This window comes from Parasphingorhabdus litoris DSM 22379 (assembly GCF_020906275.1).
Lineage (GTDB): Bacteria > Pseudomonadota > Alphaproteobacteria > Sphingomonadales > Sphingomonadaceae > Parasphingorhabdus > Parasphingorhabdus litoris.
In genome coordinates this window covers 2,397,969-2,414,922 of record NZ_CP086727.1, presented here as the reverse complement: position 1 = coordinate 2,414,922, position 16,954 = coordinate 2,397,969, and the positions used below count along the sequence as shown (strand labels likewise).

Sequence of the window (16,954 nt, the reverse complement as noted above, 5' to 3'; positions counted from 1 at the left end):
CGCCATGATGTGCTGCTGTAGGCGTCAAAATAGTTGGACAAGTATTATGAAACATTCTCTCCCCAAGGCAAAAGATGCCACAAAAGCAGAGGCTTTTGACGATAATGAATTGATCCGGACAGCTGCAAAAGTGACACGGGATCTTAACGCTGTACGCCCTGCCATTTATTGGACGGATTTACTGGCGTCTGCATTGATCGGCTATGGTGCCATGGTCGCTGCAATCTTGGTTGAAAATACCGGGCTAGCGGTCTTGGCAGGAATCATTTCTGTGCTCGCGCTTTATCGGGCTGGCAGTTTCATTCACGAATTGACCCATATCAAGCGCGGTTCGATGAAGGGCTTTCATTTTGCCTGGAATGCATTGATCGGCGTTCCGCTCTTGTTGCCATCCTTCATGTATGAAGGCGTTCACAACTTGCACCATGCGCGGACACGCTATGGCACAGTGGAAGATCCAGAATATCTGCCTCTGGCACTAATGAAACCCTACACAGTGCCGTTATTTGTGCTGGTATCGGCATTGGCCCCGATCGGTTTGCTGATCCGTTATGCTTTTCTGGCACCGCTTTCTGCAATCATCCCGCCTTTGCGCAAGCTGGTGGTAGAGCGTTATTCCGGTTTGGTGATAAACCCTGATTTTCGACGCCGCCCACCAGAAGGCGAATTGAAGAAACAATGGTATGCGCAAGAGATTGCGGCCAGTATCTGGTCCATTGCATTGCTAACTGCAGTGGCCACCGGGTTTTTGCCTTTGAAAGCCTTTCTTATCGCTATGGCGATCGCAGCCGGTTCGGTCATACTCAATCAGGTTCGTACTCTGGTGGCTCATTTATGGGAAAATGAGGGAGAGGTGATGACGGTGACTGAACAATATCTTGATAGCGTTAATGTGCCACCGCCGGGTCTATTGCCAGCTTTATGGGCTCCTGTGGGATTGCGCTATCACGCGCTGCACCATTTGCTGCCCGGTGTTCCTTATCATGCACTGGGTGAGGCGCACCGCCGTATTGCGGAAGCATTGCCCAAAGGTTCGACTTATTATCGCGCTAATCACAACAGCCTGTTTGGACTGGTTGCTGGTTTGGTGCGGGGAAGCTCTGGCCATGCGGCGTCTTCAAGACCTGGAACGGCAAACTGAACCTATTCTTCGGTTCGGATCAGTACTGTTTCGCCGATCAGAAAAAACAACATGAATGGAGCCCATGCAGCCAACAGGGGCGGATAAGCACCAATGGTGCCCATGGCGAGCGAGAAGTTATCAGCGACAAAATAGGCGAAACCCAGCGCCATGCCGATCACGGCGCGAACGAAAAGTTGCCCTGATCGCGCAAGACCAAATGCTGCCACGGCACCGAGCAATGGCATCAAGATGGAAGATAAGGGGCCTGAAATTTTGTGCCAAAGGCTGGATTCAAGCCCCATTGTTGGTCTGCCAGCTTCCTTCAGTTCAGCTATGGCAGACCTTAGCTCCAAGAAAGAGAGCCCCTCGGCGTTAACGTTAGCCAATGTGAATTGATCTGGGCGCAGAGATTCGCCCAAGATGATACTATCTTTTTGTTCTTCCGTGCCGGTCAAGACGTTGAACTGTGTCACGCCCGTCATGGTCCATTGAGAACCGTCATACCGTGCCTCATCACCCTGCATCAGGCTGCGAAGGCCGTCATTAACGCGGTCATAGATCACGATATCTTCAAGCAAAACATCATTCCCGCGCCCGGTCACTGTTTTGGCATTTATGAGATTATTACCATCGCGAACCCATATATTTGTGCGGACGTTGCTGGCCTCTGGAATCGGGCCATATTCGACTTTTTCCCAAGCAGAGAGACGCGCCGTGGCAGGTGCCACAACAATTTCATTGAACAGGAAAGAAATGATGGCGACGAACATGCTGGCAATGATCAACGGTGCCAAAATCTGATGCGCTGACAAGCCGCCGGCTTTCATAGAGACAACTTCACTATTCTGGTTCAGCGTGGCGGCGGTGATGATCGTCCCAAGCAGTACCGCGAATGGCAAAAACCGTGCAACCAATTGCGGCGCACGCAAGCTGACATAGGTCCACAGCTCGGCTTGACCATTGCCTTCCTGTGCCATGATACGCCCGCTTTCACCAAGCAGATCAAGCGCTTGCAGGACGAGAACAAGCATCGCAAGCACTGCGAGAGTTCGCACCATGAGCATTTTTGCCATGTAGAAGGCCAGGGTGCGTGACGGAAAAAAATTCATAGCTCGGCCTCGCCGCGGGAATTATCTCGATCCATATCGCTATTCTTGAACATTTGCCCGCTTCCGATTGAAATTGAGGATCCCTTTGAAAACACCGCCAAATTTTGAAAATGCTTTTTCGAGCGCGCCAATCGGCTGACCGCCAGGGACATGCGCCACCATATGGTACATCCATATGATGAGGCCGCCGAAGAGGAAAAAAGGCACCCAAAGGGCAATTATCGGGTCCACTATACCGAGTGCGCCAAGATCTTCGCCATATTGGTTGATTTTATGATAGGTCACAATCATCACTATAGAAACAAAGACACCTAGCGCTGAATTTGACCGTTTTGGCGGAATCGCGAGGGCCAAAGCCAAGAGAGGCATGAGCAGCATCATGACCACTTCTACCATTCTGTAATGAAAATTGGCGCGGCTTTCGTTGCGTTCTGCCACCGGGCGATCCGTGTCCAAACCAACTCTGACGAGCTCTGGAATTGTATATTCCAGATCTTCTCCCCCTCTGGAGCGAAAAGATTCTATATTGGGTAGATCGATCGGTAGATCATGACTGCTGAAGCTTAGTATTCGGGGTTTATCATAACCGGGTGCATCATGGATCAAAATGCCCTGTGACAGGCGTAAAATGATTGTATCTGGGTCATCAGTGGCCAAAAACTGGCCACGTTCCGCTGTTACGGAGACGACTTGTCCTGATTTATTCTCTGCCCGGACAAACATTCCACCCAATTTCGTACCATTATCGCGGCTTTCCTCGATCCGCATGGTCATTCTTGATCCCAAGTTTGTGAATTCGCCCACTTTTATGGAAGCGCCCAGCGCACCCGATCGGAGTTCAAAGCGCAGTTCTTCGTAATAATAGCGCGAGAGCGGCTGAATAAATCCGACCAAGGTCAGATTGACCAGCATAAGGGCCACGGCAAACATGTAAGGAACCTTTAGCAGTCTGGCATAGCCTTGCCCAACAGCCCGAAAAACGTCCAATTCAGAACTTAACGACAGTTTCCGAAATGCCAATAAGATGCCCAGCAAAAGTCCAATGGGTATGCCCAGCGAGAGATATTCCGGAATGAGATTGGCCAGCATTCGCCAAACGACGCTAACTGGGCCGCCTTCTGCAGCAACAAAGTCAAACAGCCGCAGCATTTTTTCAAGAACGAGCAACATTGCGGCGATAACCAGCGTACTAAACAGCGGAACGGCTATCAAACGGGCGATATAACGGTCGGTAGAAGTTAAAAATTTCAACTTATCGTCGCCCTCTCACCATGTTTCTGCCGCAAATCATTTTCATAAACACATCCATATTGGGGGCTGATTCTCTATCCGCCGCAGTTTGAACGCGGGTATAACGACTAGGAGTATTTTCGTCATGTTGAAATTTGCAGCGTCTCTTGCGCTTTCAACCGCCCTTTTGGCTATGCCGGCTTCGGCAGCGACCGCCGGACAAAAAATTTCGAATGATCTGAGCAGATGCCAGGCCGGCAATGGCCCCGCTGTTTTGGTGAATATAAGTGGCGTCAAGGCGTCATCGGGTAAAATTCGCGTGCAAAGCTATCGTGGCACGAAAGCTGAGTGGCTTAAAAAAGGCGCATGGATCAACCGTATCGAAGCACCTGCGAAGCGGAACAACATGACTTTTTGCGTACCGATACCGGCCAGTGGAACTTATGGCATCGCGGTGCGCCACGATGTTGATGGAAATGGCAAGACGGATATTTCCAGAGATGGTGGCGGGATGTCTAACAACCCGAGCATCAATATCTTTAACCTTGGCAAACCCAGTTACAAGAAAACCAAATTCACTGTTGGCAATGAAGTGAAATCGATCAACATCAAAATGAAATATCTGTGACAGGCCGATATTTCAGGGAAACGGGCAGTTAAACAATGGCCAATGTAGCGCTACTTTCTAATCCAAACTCCACGGGAAATCGTGCGATCTTGCCGGAAGTACGTTCCTATTGTGTCAAGAACAGCGATGTTTTCCACTACGAGGTCGACGCAGTTGACGAAATTACCAAGGCGCTGGAAACTATTGCGAGAGTGAAACCCAAGGTGCTGGTGATTAATGGCGGGGACGGCACTGTTCAGGCTGCCCTTACAGAATTGCATCAAGGCGGGCATTTCGGTGAAAATCCTCCACCTGTCGCTGTTCTGCCCAATGGCAAAACAAATTTGATAGCGCTGGATTTAGGAGCGGAAGGTAATCCGTTGAAGGCTCTGGAACGTATCGTTGAAATGGCGAAACATGATCTGCACGATCATCTTGTGGACCGCGAACTTATTGCCCTGTCCGATGGTAGCAAAGACAGCAAAGTCGTCTTGGGCATGTTTCTGGGCGGTGCAGGCCTGTCTGAGTTTATTCTTTATTGTCGGCATAAAATTTACCCGCTTGGCTTGCCCAATGCGGCCTCCCATTTGCTGACCGTTTTTGCAGCGCTGGCTTCCGTTTTGTTCGGTATACGTGCGAAGTTTCTCCCAAACCGTCCGTCGCCAATCAGTATTTCCCTCATCAAAAAGGGGCAATATCAGGGCAATTTCGCAATCTTGATTGTGACGACGCTTGAAAAACTTCTATTGATGCGGCGTTTCACCCGGTCGCGTGGCAGACGTGGTCGCTTGCAATTTATGGCGATTGATCAAAAACCTGCGGCGCTGGTTCGTTTCATCCTATCGGTGCTATTTGGGCGCCTCGGTAAAACCGTGCAAAAAGGTATTCACCTGGAGCAAGGTGATGTTATCCGCATTGAAGGCAAAAACAGCAATGTTGTGATGGACGGAGAACTGTTTCGCGCCAAAGAAGGCAAGCCGATCGTTTTAAAGTCCACCGAACCAGTGTCTTTCCTTCGCCTCGCTGCTTAGGCTATCATCCCGCGGGTGAGTCACCTAATTCCCCTTATAGAAGCCGAGCTGGCAGAGCCGGTTGACCCGCGCGTGTCTGCTTTTGCAGCCACTGTTGCGGCGCAATATGGCGACGCGTCCCGCGCCGTGCTTTTTTATGGCTCATGTCTCCGGACCACCGAGCTCGAAGGACAGATGCTCGATTTCTATCTGATCGTCTCGACCTATGAAGCTGCTTATGGCAAAAGCTGGCTGGTCCGGGCCAACAAGCTCTTGCCGCCGAATGTCTTTCCCGCAGAGCATGACGGATTGGTCGCCAAAATTGCAGTGCTGAGCGAAGAGGATTTTCATCATTTAAACGGACTGGATGCTAGTGCAGTAAGCGTTTGGGCCCGATTTTCCCAGCCGTCTCGCCTGGCCTGGTGTGCGAACGATACCGCCCGTGGAAAGGTTGCCGCGGCAATCGCTCGCGCGCCCATAACTCTGTTTGAGCTCACCTTACCGGTGCTTGGAACTCAGCCGCAGGCACCCATGCTGATATGGCATCGCGGTTTTGAGCTGACCTATGGCGCAGAATTACGCGCCGAACGGACCAATCGCCCTGGCTCCGTCGTTGATGCTGATCCCGATCGCTACCAACGATTTGGTCTCGCCACGATGGTAACCCTGCAAGATCAGGATCCATCGGAATCTGGTGAGCTGTCGACGGCAGAAGCAGAGAAACGCTGGAAGGTGCTGCGCCGTAATGGCAAGCTGCTCACCCTCGCACGGCTGGCAAAAGCGTCTGGAACCTATGCTGGCGGGATAGATTACCTTGCGTGGAAGATAAACCGTCATGCCGGTACCAGCTATGAGATCAAACCATGGCAGCGCAAATGGCCAATTCTGGGCGCGCTTACGATGTTGCCGAGATTGTTTGCTGGTGGTGCGATTAAATAGGTTAAGATGGCTTCTGTATTTCTGGGAGACGCTACTATGGCTGACAAACTAACCGATAACCCGATACATCTCGGACTGGGGGCAACCGCATTTTCCGAGCCCCGTTTCACTGGCGATCCTGCCTGGTATCAAGCTTATGGTGAGCGTCATGCTGATGATGGAGCAGAGGGGCGCTTGGTGTCGCTACACCATTTTACTGAATCTTGGACAGTATGGGAAATGCATCCCCTCGGTGCTGAAGTCGTCATGTGTTTCAAAGGCGTAATATCCTTGATTCAGCAAATGGAAGATGGATCTGAGCGACAAATCGTGCTCGAACAGGGCGAATATGCGATCAATCCCCCCGGCGTCTGGCACACGGCAGATGTCGAAGGAGAAGCGACCGCGCTCTTTATCACGGCCGGGCAGGGGACCGAAAACCGAGATCGTTAAGCGACCCGGATCAGCGGTCCTTATAGTCCGGTTTGCGCTTGCTGAAAAAGGCCTTGGCAGCCTCGCGACTGTCTTCGGTCAGGCTGAGCATGGCTTGCTGTCGATCTTCGATCGCCATAGCTGCTTCAAAGCTCTGTGCATCGATATTGCGGTTGAGTGCATCTTTGGTCAGACGTAGTCCCATTGGCGCGGTATCGAGCATCTCTTCGGCCAGTGAAAGGCCAGTGCTGACCAGTTTGTCTTCTTCAACGACTTCGCTGATCAATCCCAGCTTCTCAGCACGTTCAGCTTGAATGAACCGGCCGGTTAGAAGCAATTCTGATGCAAGTGATGACCCCACCAGTCTTGGCAGGAAATAGCTTGATCCCATATCGCAACCGCCCAGACCGATTTTGATGTAAGCGGCATTCATTTTCAGGCTCGGTGCGCCATAGCGGACATCACTGGCCAGAAGTAACGAAAATCCGCCGCCGCAGGCCGCGCCCTGGGCCAGTGAAATAATTGGCTGTGGGCATTGTCGCATCAGCTGCATGACGGTAGCGATGCTGCGCTGCGTGCGCCAGATATGCTGCACTTGTCCGCGTGACCCATCATTTTTCCAGGCGCCGATATCCAATCCGGCGCAAAAGACCCGCCCTTCGGCGCGAAATAGCACAACGCGGATATCATGCCGGTCCTGCAGTCCCCGGAAATAGTCCTGTAGCGCGAAGATCATATCTTCGTTCATGGTATTGAGTTTATCAGGCCGGTTGAGCGAGAGAACTTCAATCGGGCCGCGTTGTTCGATCAAGATGGGGTTGGTCAAAACAATCTCCCGCGTTCAGACTTAAATCGCGCCAACCGCCTTGCCGGCTGCTTCAAACATACCCAAAATCTGGTCAACTTGCTCTGTCGTATGCTCGGCACAAAGCGAGCAGCGCAGCAAGGTCATGTTTGCCGGTGTCGCTGGTGGACGTGCAAGATTGACGTAGAGACCTTCTGCGAGCAGCGCCTGCCACATCATCGCGCCGCGTTCGAGGTCCGGCATGATAACCGCGATAATCGCGCTTTGTGCTTCCGGCGTACCGAGTTCAAAGCCAAGATCACGCAGCCCTTGATGGAGTTTCTTGCTGTTCTCCCACAAATGCGCGCGCTTGTTTCCGCTGTGCATCAGCTTGCGGATCGAGGTGCTGGCTGTTGCCATAACGCTGGGTGGTAGTGAAGCCGTGAACACATAAGGGCGGCAAACCAGTCGCATAATTTCAAACTTCGGATGGTTGGAGACGCAGAAGCCGCCGACGGTTCCCACTGATTTGCTGAACGTTCCGATGATGAAATCCACATCATCAATGACACCTTGATCCTCGACCACACCGCGGCCGTTTTCGCCGATAAAGCCCATGCTGTGGGCCTCGTCGACCAGCGTCATGGCGCCGTTTTCCTTACAGATACGGATCATTTCCTTTAGCGGTGCAACATCACCAAGCATCGAATAGACGCCTTCGAGTACTACCAGTTTGCCAGCGTCAGCGGGTAAGCGCTTCAGGCGCTTTTCCAGTGCTTCGGCATCGTTATGCCGGAACGCAACAATTTCTGCATTGCCCATGGCGCAGCCGTCATAAATGGAGGCATGGCTGTCGATATCAAGAATGACATAATCACCCTTGCCGGCCAGTGTGGAGATGATCCCCAGATTCGCCTGATAGCCAGTGGAGAAGACCATTGCATGGTCCATGTCGTAAAATTCTTTGAGCGCTTCTTCGCAGTCCTTGTGCGGACTATATGTACCGTTCAGAAGACGGCTGCCGGTCGTTCCGGAGCCAAAGTCCTTTAGCGCGGTAAGTCCTGCTTCCATAACATCATCATCAAAGGTCATGCCCATATAATTATACGTGCCGAGCAGAATGGTTTCTTTGCCGTTACATATAGCAACGGTGGGAGATTTCACTTCCTCCATAACCAGTGCATACGGGTCTTTCACGCCCGTTGCGAGGAGCGTCTCGCGTTCCTGAATCAGCGGATCGAATTTACTCAAAAGATCGGTCATTTTACTCTCGTGTTTTCGTCATCTTGAAACGGGTTCCGGATGCCGATTATGCTGTTATTGTTCCATCAACTTGGCGACAGCGTCGGCAAGCTGGCCAACATTCTCGATTTCAGCCTGCATGTTCATGGTGATTATGATGTCAAATTCATCTTCCACCGCTGCGACAAAATCCATTACCGTCAGGCTGTCCCACTCAAGATCGCCCGCAAAGGTGGTATCATCCTTCAGTTCAACGCCCTTGTTGTTGAATGGACCAATCAAGGCTTCTACCTTGGCCATAATTTCTTCACGACTTGCCATGTTCTAATTCCCCAAATTCCCGGCCTGTTTCATTCCAAGCAACCTTTGCCAATATGAAGCACCCATTGGCAAGCGAATAAGGCCGAAACAGGGCACAAGGATGGGGATATGCGCCGTAACTTGCCCAATTACACCGATTATGTCACTCTTACGGCGCATCGGGTCGCGCCTGTGCGGAGGGTCAAGCATGACCGAGGACCGAAAATGGCCGGATGAAGTCATCCAATTGCTGCGCACGACCCAGCAGCATCATGTTCAACTCAGTCTGATGGCTGATCATAAGGCCAATATGCTAATTGGCGCAACATTCGTGGTTTTTACTCTGGCTATCGGGCAAAGTCATGCGAGCAGCTTCTCCTTGCCTCTGCTCATACTCGCAATTTCCGCTTTTTGTGCAGCAGGTCTGGCCGCGATCGCTGTGATGCCAGCGACCAAGATACGGGCCGGTGCCAATCCTAACATGCTGTTTTTCGGGGCGTTCTCAAAAATATCGGAAGACGAGTTCAAGGACCAGCTTTTGGCGGAGAATTTCGTTGATCAGGAAACGGTTTATCGCACAATGTTGCGCGATATCTATCAAATGGGCATCGTACTTGAACGCAAAAAATATCGTTATCTCGGTCTCGCATACCGGGTGTTTCTGCTCGGTCTATCGATGACTTTCGTGACATATCTCGCAGAACAATTTGCCGGACCGCTGCTCTGAAAACGGGTCTATTTCCAGCGCAACCAAAGCTCTTCGATCGCCCAGACCACTCCGCCGCGCATAGCGCCTTGTGGTTTGTTCAGATCAAGTTGAAACCGTCCTATTTCGCGGAACCAGGTTTCATAGAAAATATGCAATTCCATGCGGGCAAGATGCAGCCCCAAACACGTGTGGATGCCCGAGCCAAAAGCACCATGGCGATAATGCTTGCGATCAACTGAAACCGTCATCGGGTTTTTGTTGAGCTTTTCCTCCCAGCCGATCATTGCAAGTGGGCAGATAATCTTCTCCCCTTTTGACAGTTTCTGGCCGCCCAACATGGTATCTTCATTGATCTGACGCGGCAGATTGACGAAGCTGTAACGGCGCAACAATTCTTCGGTAACATCTGGAATGCAGGCGGGATTGTCGATAATTCTTGTCTGCAAATCTGTGTCTATCGCCAGATGCTTCATGCTAAAACTGAGTGCATTGACCACCGTGTCGAGGCCAGCAAGGAACAGAAGATGCGCGATGGATAGAAGCTCTTCAAAACTAAGCGTGCGCCCGTCTATATCGGACCGGATGATATGACTCATCATATCGTCCTTGAGATCCGCCTGACGTTCTTTCACAAATTCTGCCAGCATCGCGACAATTTTCTGCTGAACCTGTGCGACTTCGGGCGTACCTGCCAGCGCAAAATTCTCGTCCACAAGGGCCCGAAACTCATCAAACCGGTCCAGTGGAAGTCCCAGCATCTCCATGAAAACCGATACCGGAAAGCGCGAGCCAACCGCGTCGATAAATTCACAGTGCCCATCCGCCTTGACCGCACCGATAAGCTTGTCGGCCCATTGCTGAATCCGTTCCTCCAAGGGTGCAATTGCCTTTTTCTCGAAAAACGGTCGCATCATTTGGCGATAGGGACGATGCTCCGGTGGATCGAGCGAAAGCGGGATCGTCTTGGGTATGTTCTCGACATGGGGGATAGAAAAATTCTCGTTGGAAAAGATGTTTGGCTTGCGCAGCAACTCGATCATCATGTCGCCGTCAGTAACAATCCAGTGCCCGCCATTTTTCGGCGTCCAGAACAGGGGAGGGGCTTCATTCTTGAGCGCAAGGAAGGCTTCATGCACGTCAGCCTTGATCGCCGGTTCGCCATATATATCGAAATCATGAGTGGGCACGTCATCGCGCACCGCTGCGCCATCCTGCATAATATCATCTCCCAGAGGCTAATTATGCGCCGACTGGGCGGGGATGGCAGCTAGTGATTTTGGCAGGCGTCAGAGCCAGCCATTTTGCCGGTACCATTTTGCGGTATCTTTGAGTCCCTGCCGCGTTTCGATTTGCGGTGTCCACAATTCGGGTGGCAGACGCTTGGCGGGGTCAACCGTCCAGTCGTCATGGCAGAAATAGCTGACGCGATCTTCGGTCAGCTTCGCCTTGTCGCGGCGGACAAATCGGTCGGCTTTGGCGCCCAGTTCCAATAGAAATTTTGGGGTAGCTATCGGCTTGATCCGTTTGCCAATCGCCCAGCCAACGGCTTTAGCGAAGCTGGTTTGGGTCCAACCGCCGGTCTTTCCGTCGTCCACCTCAAAAATCTGAGCGGTCAAATCTTCATGCTCAGGAATGATGGTCATCAAGGCGCGGGACAGGTCATCGACATGAATAGCGGATAGCAACCCGTCGGCATCGGGGGGTAGGGTAATGAAGCCGCTTTTTGCCATTTTGAACAGCTCCAGCATCTCCTTGTCTCCGGGCCCGTAAATGGCGGGTGGCCGGATGATCGTCCAATCAAGTCCGCTGGATGCCACGATCTTTTCCGCTCTGGCTTTGGTGTCGCCATAGATGGACAGCTTGGGCAGGGTCGCCGCAAGCGACGAGACATGGATAAAGCGGCTGCATTCTGATTTCTTTGCCGCCTCGACGACGGCCATGGTGCCAGCAACGTTGCCTGCTTCAAAGCCTTCTCGCGTGGGTGCATTCACAACCCCGGCAATGTGGATCACCACATCTGCGCCCGTGCACAGCACGTTGAGACTGGCAGGGTTGTCCAAGGCGCCGCGTATCCAAGTGACATTTGGACGATCATCCTGCGTCTGACGGGTTAGGGCGCGTACCGGAAAACCAGCGCGCACCGCCAGGTTGAGCAGATGGCTACCCACAAAACCGGTCGCACCGGTAATTGCCAGAGTTGGTTTCGTCCGCATGGGATTACCTGTCCAAGCTCCGCTTCACACCAGCACCATCTGGTTTCTGTGCACGACCGCGCTGCGCGGAGCGTAACCAAGCAAGGCTTCGAGTTCGGAGCTCCGCCGCCCGATAATCTTGGCGCATTCTATCGCATCATATTCAGCCAGGCCGCGCGCGATCACCTGACCATTGGGATCGGTAATATCGACAACATCGCTCCGCGCAAATCCATCGGTTACCGAGACGATGCCAGCGGCGAGGAGACTGCTGCCGTCCTGAAGCGCCTCTGCAGCACCGGCATCGACCATGATCGTGCCTGCCGAGGTAAGCCGGCCGCCAAGCCAGCTTTTCCGAGCATTTTTACCTCCATTTGCTTTAAATAGAGTTCCTTTGCCGCTTGTTTCATAGCGTTGCAGTGGATGATCTTCGCGTCCTGATATGATGGACAGCGGAATCCCGGCCATATTGGCAATTTGCGCGGCCTCCAGTTTTGACGTCATGCCGCCGGAGCCCAGTCCGGATGAAGAGGTGCCATCGGCCATAGCCAATATATGCTCGTCAACCTGCTCGACAGCGCTGATTAACTTGTCTTTATCGGAGCTATCCGGGCTGCGGTCATAAAGGCCGTCAATGTCTGAAAGCAAAAGCACATGATCCGCGCCAGCGGCCTGCGCCACGCGTGCGGCAAGTCGGTCATTATCGCCAAAGCGGATTTCATCGGTCGCCACGCTGTCGTTCTCATTAATGACGGGCACGGCGCGTTTATCGACCAGCCGGTCAAGCGTCGCCGTCGCGTTCAGATAGCGCTTGCGATCTTCCATATCGTCTAGTGTCAGCAGCATCTGCGCGGCGGTGATGTTGTGTTTTGCGAGCAATTCGGACCACAAGCTGCTCAGAGCAATTTGGCCGACCGATGCTGCAGCCTGCGCATCAGCCAAATTGGAGCGTCCACCTTTCTCAAGACCCAGTTTGCGCGCGCCCAATGCAATGGAACCGGAGGACACGATGATTATAGATGCACCGGCTTGGTGGCGCTGTGCGATATCCGCAATCAGCGTTTCCAGCCATTCACGTCGCGAAGCTCCATCGGAATCGATGAGCAGCGACGAGCCAACCTTTACGACAATCTTCTTCTTATCGTGCAAGCTCACAGCGGTGACCAGTCTGCTTTTTCCTCCTCGTCGCTATCGATGTCTCTAGCGATTTGGTCAGCTTTCTCGATGGAGCTATTTGTCCCAACGGCTTCGAGCACTTTGTCAAGCACCGCGTCCATGCCTTGGCCCGTGGCCCCGGACAGTGGCAGGACCTTTTCGGCACCCGCAGCACGAAGATCATCCGCAATGGCTTCCATCAATTCGTCATCCAGCAGATCGGCCTTGTTGAGCGCCAATATCTGCGGCTTCTCGGACAGGCCGCCGCCATATTGTTCCAGCTCTTTGGTCACAGTCTTCCAAGCCTGCACCGGATCATCGCCTGTTGCATCGATAAGGTGCAGCAGGACTTTGCAGCGCTCAATATGGCCCAAAAAGCGGTCGCCGATGCCAGCACCTTCCGCCGCACCGTCAATCAGACCCGGGATATCCGCTAGAACAAATTCGCGACCCTGATGCCGGACCACGCCCAGTTGCGGATGGATGGTCGTAAACGGATAGGCACCCACCTTGGCCTTGGAATTGCTGACAAAGTTGATCAGGGTCGATTTGCCGGCATTGGGCAAGCCGACCAAGCCGGCATCCGCGATCAATTTCAGCCGTAGCCATATTGCCGCTTCTTCACCGGGTTCACCGGGTTGATGCTGGCGTGGCGCGCGGTTGGTGGCGCTCTTGTAGCTGGCATTGCCGCGGCCACCAATGCCGCCTTCCAGGAACAGTTCTTCCTGTCCTTCGCGCGTGAAGTCGAGCAACACATGTTCTTTGTCTTCGGACAGGACTTGCGTACCGACCGGTATTTCGATGATCCGATCTTCGCCGCCGGCACCAGTACGGTTGCGGCCGGCACCACCTTTGCCGCGCTGTGCCTTGATATGCTGCGTATAGCGAAAGTCGATCAGGGTGTTGAGACCTTCAACCGCTCTGAAGATAATGTCGCCACCTTTCCCGCCATTGCCGCCGTCCGGGCCGCCAAACTGAATATATTTTTCACGCCGAAAACTGACAGCACCGGGCCCGCCCGCGCCCGAGCTCACATATATTTTCGCTTGATCCAAGAAATGCATGGTTGTGCATTTAGGGAAGGGCGACGCGAATAGCTAGAGGCTTGATTACCCAGTTCGATTGCCGTCATTCTTATCCGCAGATTTTCACTCTGCCGCCTGCAATTGCTCCATTTGGGAAACGCGTGGATCATTGGGATAGATCCATTCCTCACCAATAACCTGTTCCACCGCGAGATGTTCCGGTACATTGTCGAGACCGATCATCTTGTCGCAACTCTGATGAAAGCTGTAGATGCGCGCTTCCTGATAGCTGAGCGGGACGCTCTTGAACCCGTCGCTTTCCATAGATTTCTGGATCATTTCGCCAAACTGCGTGTCTTCCAGGATGATCGGGCTCATGTCCCGTCCATTGGGTTTGCTGTCGTCTGGCACCGTCCACAAGTCTGGCGCTGGACCGTCCCCCCAGTCCAGCGCCATCGTGACGAGCTCCAACCGGGTCGTATTGAGCCCGGTCGGCCAGAAAACCAATGGCGGCACAAAATAATTGGATAGCGGCGACACCCAGTTGGGGAACATAGTGTAGCTTTGCGTGCAGGTGCGCCCCAATTCGCCAACCGTATCAATCTCTTGCCAATCCGGGGGTGAATCGACGGCGCGGACATGCTCCCTGTCCGTTTCGTGCGGGGCAGGGGCCAGCATCCGGGCATGGCCATTGGGGAACATCGTGTTCACATTGCGCTTGCTGTCGACCAGCGGTGCGACGGTTTCGGGATGGATAAAGGGCACATGATAGACCTCCATATTGGCCTCCATCGCCACCTTCCAGTTGCAGTTGAGGTCGAAGCTGTGGCGCGCGGCGAGCTTAATCTTGTCGAACTGAAATTCTTCCCAGTCATTCCAGACCGGCCCTAGCCATTGCTTCAGCGGCATCGCGTCATCGTCAAAGTTCACAAAAATCACATTGCCCAATCGCTCGCATTTGACCGGGATCAAGCTGCGACAGGACATATCAAGCCCGGTGAAATCCTGCTTCTCGGGAACCCCGACCAGCTCGCCATCGGTCTTGTATGTCCAGTTATGATAGCCGCACATCAGACGCGGTGCGCGGCCCTTTTCCTCGGTCACCACCGGCGCGCCGCGATGACGGCAGGTGTTGTAGAATGCCCGCACTTCGCCATCCATGCCGTGAACGATGATGACTGGCGTGCCGGTATTTTCCCATTTCATAAAGCATCCCGGTTCCGGGATTTCGTCAATATGGGCCGCGAACAGCCAGCTTTTCTTCCAGATATGCTGTTGTTCCAGATCATAATATTCCTGCGACGTATAACGACCGGCAGGAAGATCGGGCAGATGCGGAAATTCTTCCGGGGGTGCAGAGCGCGCGGCTTCCCACTCCATCAAGCGCTTTATCTGCTCTATATAAGCGGGGTCCATTGCCATTGCTCTACCTGCCTCTCCTCACAGCGTTGCATGACATGGCCCTTATGGCTCCGTCGATTGGCAATAGTGATAAATGCAGAAAAATGGCCAATGATGAAGGATAGGGTGAATTTCGGTAATTCGACAAATTATACGCAAAACAGCAGTCAAATTCCGTTGAATCGACGGGCATGAGCGACGAGTTGAACAGTTTTTCGAACAGTACCGACGATCATGGTGACATAATATATCGCCCCGAAACTGTGTAGGAAAGGGCGTATTATTGTTGCCGCATGTCACTATTTTGCTGCCTGGTCCTGTGACGTGGCGAATAGACTTCGTTTTGTAAAAGAAATGTGTAAGCATGTAAATTCTGGTTTTTTCAGGAGGGCATTTTGAAAGAAAAACCGCAAATCGATGACTTCGCCAACAGGGATAATAACAAACATTCCGATCTCACCCACCTCAAGTTCGCAGCGCATGTTGTCCAACAAAACAATAAACGATCAGACTATTTCAAAGGTTTGACATTCGGTGACCCGGTTTGGGATATTTTGTTGGATATCTACGTTTCCGAAAAAACCAATCAGCCAACAACGACAGAAGCCATTTCCAGCCGTCAGAAAAAACCGAATTCTTTGTGTCAGAGATGCATAAACTATTTGCTGGATAACAATGCAATCTATGAAAATCGCAATCGCTATACAGCAACAGAATTCCAATATCTCGCCAGCGACGAAACAAAACAGCAAATCGCGGCTTGGCTTGATAACTGCTTGGCCTTGGCTCCATAGCTTCAGTTTCCAAATCGCGGCCTTTTGATGGAGCAGGCTTGGTTGTCTGGTGTCTAATCGCGCAAGTCTAAGCGCTATCCTGCTTAAGCCAGAGTGGCAGGCCAGCGGTGACAAGCGCTACCTCATCGGTAGCGGCGGCGATGCGCTGATTCATCCAACCCGCTTCATCACGAAACCGGCGACCCAAGGCGGTTTCCGGGACAATGCCGGAGCCGACTTCATTGGACACGAGAATTATCTGCCCCTTTGCGCTGGATATGGCTGAAACAAAATTTTCTAGAGCCGCATCGGTATCATGGTTGGCTAGCATTAAGTTACTGAGCCATATGGTCAGGCAATCAATCAGCAATGTAGTTTTCCGGCTACTTTGGCTGGAGACAATTTCGGCAAGATCGAACGGCTCCTCAATCGTCTGCCACTTTTTTCCACGATCCTGCTTATGACGCGCAATGCGATCGCTCATTTCCTCATCAAAAGCCTGTGCCGTGGCGATATAGACCAGATCACCCTCGCTCTCTTCGGCGAGGCGCTGTGCAAAGCTACTTTTGCCGGAACGTGTCCCACCCAAAACAAGCGTAACATGGCCGCTTCTGTCGGATTTGGTAGGCATAATTGTCTTGCTCCGCAGAATTGGGATGAGTAGAGCGTCCTCTGCTACAGGTTCCCGGAGACGGGATCAAAAGGGAATTCGGAAGAGAAAGCGATTTCTTGATCCGAAGCTGCCCCCGCAACTGTGATTGGTGAGCGGGCTCGTCAAATCCCACTGGACTTTATGTCTGGGAAGGGGACGGACCCAGCGATGACCCGAGAGCCAGGAGACCTGCCCGTAGCTGTCGTTCTATCATGCGGACGGGGTGTGCCATATGATCGAGGAGTTCCTCGCGTAGCGACGATTACTATCGGGCTGCGCATGTGGGAATCCC

The 16,954-nt window shown here is 52.6% G+C and carries 18 protein-coding genes and 1 riboswitch; of the genes, 7 read left to right on the top strand and 11 right to left on the bottom strand.

Annotated elements, in window-relative coordinates; genetic code table 11:
* Window positions 1-46 precede the first annotated feature (46 nt).
* Window positions 47-1,141, top strand: coding sequence for a fatty acid desaturase family protein (locus tag BS29_RS11640; protein ID WP_229953821.1), 1,095 nt, complete (start codon window positions 47-49; stop codon window positions 1,139-1,141).
* Window positions 1,142-1,143: 2 nt separating this feature from the next.
* Here the strand turns inward: BS29_RS11640 and lptG are convergent, their stop codons facing one another.
* Entirely contained in the window at window positions 1,144-2,232 is a 1,089-nt protein-coding gene (gene lptG, locus BS29_RS11635) for an LPS export ABC transporter permease LptG (protein ID WP_229953820.1), read from the bottom strand.
* Between the two features lie 39 nt (window positions 2,233-2,271).
* Window positions 2,272-3,483, bottom strand: a complete 1,212-nt coding sequence (lptF, locus tag BS29_RS11630; protein ID WP_229953819.1) for an LPS export ABC transporter permease LptF — start codon at window positions 3,481-3,483, stop codon at window positions 2,272-2,274.
* Window positions 3,484-3,607: 124 nt separating this feature from the next.
* On the opposite strand from lptF, the gene BS29_RS11625 reads away from it, so the two are divergent.
* The 4 genes from BS29_RS11625 to BS29_RS11610 are packed head-to-tail and all read left to right on the top strand — an operon-like array spanning window position 3,608 to window position 6,450.
* On the top strand, window positions 3,608-4,090 hold the full coding sequence (locus BS29_RS11625) for a DUF2141 domain-containing protein (protein ID WP_229953818.1): 483 nt from the start codon (window positions 3,608-3,610) through the stop codon (window positions 4,088-4,090).
* Window positions 4,091-4,125: 35 nt separating this feature from the next.
* The gene (locus BS29_RS11620; RefSeq protein ID WP_229953817.1) at window positions 4,126-5,100 is read left to right on the top strand and encodes a diacylglycerol/lipid kinase family protein; all 975 of its coding nucleotides are present in this window, start codon (window positions 4,126-4,128) and stop codon (window positions 5,098-5,100) included.
* 15 nt (window positions 5,101-5,115) lie between these two features.
* Window positions 5,116-6,018: a hypothetical protein gene (locus BS29_RS11615; RefSeq protein WP_229953816.1), complete on the top strand. Its 903-nt coding sequence runs from the start codon at window positions 5,116-5,118 to the stop codon at window positions 6,016-6,018.
* Window positions 6,019-6,054: 36 nt separating this feature from the next.
* Window positions 6,055-6,450, top strand: a complete 396-nt coding sequence (locus BS29_RS11610; protein WP_229953815.1) for a cupin — start codon at window positions 6,055-6,057, stop codon at window positions 6,448-6,450.
* A 10-nt stretch (window positions 6,451-6,460) separates the two neighbouring features.
* Here BS29_RS11610 and BS29_RS11605 read toward each other — a convergent pair whose 3' ends face one another.
* The 3 genes from BS29_RS11605 to BS29_RS11595 are packed head-to-tail and all read right to left on the bottom strand — an operon-like array spanning window position 6,461 to window position 8,776.
* Window positions 6,461-7,255, bottom strand: coding sequence for an enoyl-CoA hydratase/isomerase family protein (locus BS29_RS11605; protein ID WP_229953814.1), 795 nt, complete (start codon window positions 7,253-7,255; stop codon window positions 6,461-6,463).
* A gap of 21 nt (window positions 7,256-7,276) precedes the next feature.
* Window positions 7,277-8,476, bottom strand: coding sequence for a serine palmitoyltransferase (spt, locus tag BS29_RS11600; RefSeq protein ID WP_229953813.1), 1,200 nt, complete (start codon window positions 8,474-8,476; stop codon window positions 7,277-7,279).
* A 54-nt stretch (window positions 8,477-8,530) separates the two neighbouring features.
* On the bottom strand, window positions 8,531-8,776 hold the full coding sequence (locus BS29_RS11595) for an acyl carrier protein (protein WP_229953812.1): 246 nt from the start codon (window positions 8,774-8,776) through the stop codon (window positions 8,531-8,533).
* A gap of 187 nt (window positions 8,777-8,963) precedes the next feature.
* Between BS29_RS11595 and BS29_RS11590 the strand changes: the two genes are divergently transcribed.
* Entirely contained in the window at window positions 8,964-9,482 is a 519-nt protein-coding gene (locus BS29_RS11590) for a Pycsar system effector family protein (protein WP_229953811.1), read from the top strand.
* An 8-nt stretch (window positions 9,483-9,490) separates the two neighbouring features.
* Here BS29_RS11590 and BS29_RS11585 read toward each other — a convergent pair whose 3' ends face one another.
* The 5 genes from BS29_RS11585 to BS29_RS11565 all read right to left on the bottom strand — a co-directional run bounded on the left by BS29_RS11585 (window position 9,491) and on the right by BS29_RS11565 (window position 15,258).
* Window positions 9,491-10,681, bottom strand: coding sequence for a cytochrome P450 (locus BS29_RS11585; RefSeq protein ID WP_229953810.1), 1,191 nt, complete (start codon window positions 10,679-10,681; stop codon window positions 9,491-9,493).
* A 69-nt stretch (window positions 10,682-10,750) separates the two neighbouring features.
* Window positions 10,751-11,677, bottom strand: a complete 927-nt coding sequence (locus BS29_RS11580) for an NAD-dependent epimerase/dehydratase family protein (protein WP_229953809.1) — start codon at window positions 11,675-11,677, stop codon at window positions 10,751-10,753.
* A 24-nt stretch (window positions 11,678-11,701) separates the two neighbouring features.
* Window positions 11,702-12,811 (bottom strand): glutamate 5-kinase, encoded by a 1,110-nt coding sequence (gene proB, locus BS29_RS11575; RefSeq protein WP_229953808.1) that lies wholly within the window; start codon window positions 12,809-12,811, stop codon window positions 11,702-11,704.
* Window positions 12,808-13,875 carry a GTPase ObgE gene (gene obgE / locus BS29_RS11570; protein ID WP_229953807.1) on the bottom strand — a complete coding sequence of 356 codons (1,068 nt, stop codon included), beginning with the start codon at window positions 13,873-13,875 and terminating at the stop codon, window positions 12,808-12,810. Before obgE ends, proB begins: the two co-directional genes overlap by 4 nt.
* 84 nt (window positions 13,876-13,959) lie before the next feature.
* A complete protein-coding gene (locus BS29_RS11565; protein WP_229953806.1) occupies window positions 13,960-15,258 on the bottom strand; it encodes an aromatic ring-hydroxylating oxygenase subunit alpha in 1,299 nt (432 codons plus the stop codon).
* 374 nt (window positions 15,259-15,632) lie between these two features.
* Between BS29_RS11565 and BS29_RS11560 the strand changes: the two genes are divergently transcribed.
* A complete protein-coding gene (locus BS29_RS11560; RefSeq protein WP_229953805.1) occupies window positions 15,633-16,031 on the top strand; it encodes a hypothetical protein in 399 nt (132 codons plus the stop codon).
* Window positions 16,032-16,098: 67 nt separating this feature from the next.
* On the opposite strand, the gene cobU is transcribed toward BS29_RS11560, so the two are convergent.
* Complete coding sequence (gene cobU, locus BS29_RS11555; protein ID WP_229953804.1) at window positions 16,099-16,641, bottom strand: bifunctional adenosylcobinamide kinase/adenosylcobinamide-phosphate guanylyltransferase; 543 nt, start codon at window positions 16,639-16,641, stop codon at window positions 16,099-16,101.
* 31 nt (window positions 16,642-16,672) lie between these two features.
* A riboswitch (cobalamin riboswitch) is annotated at window positions 16,673-16,873 on the top strand.
* Window positions 16,874-16,954: the final 81 nt, after the last annotated feature.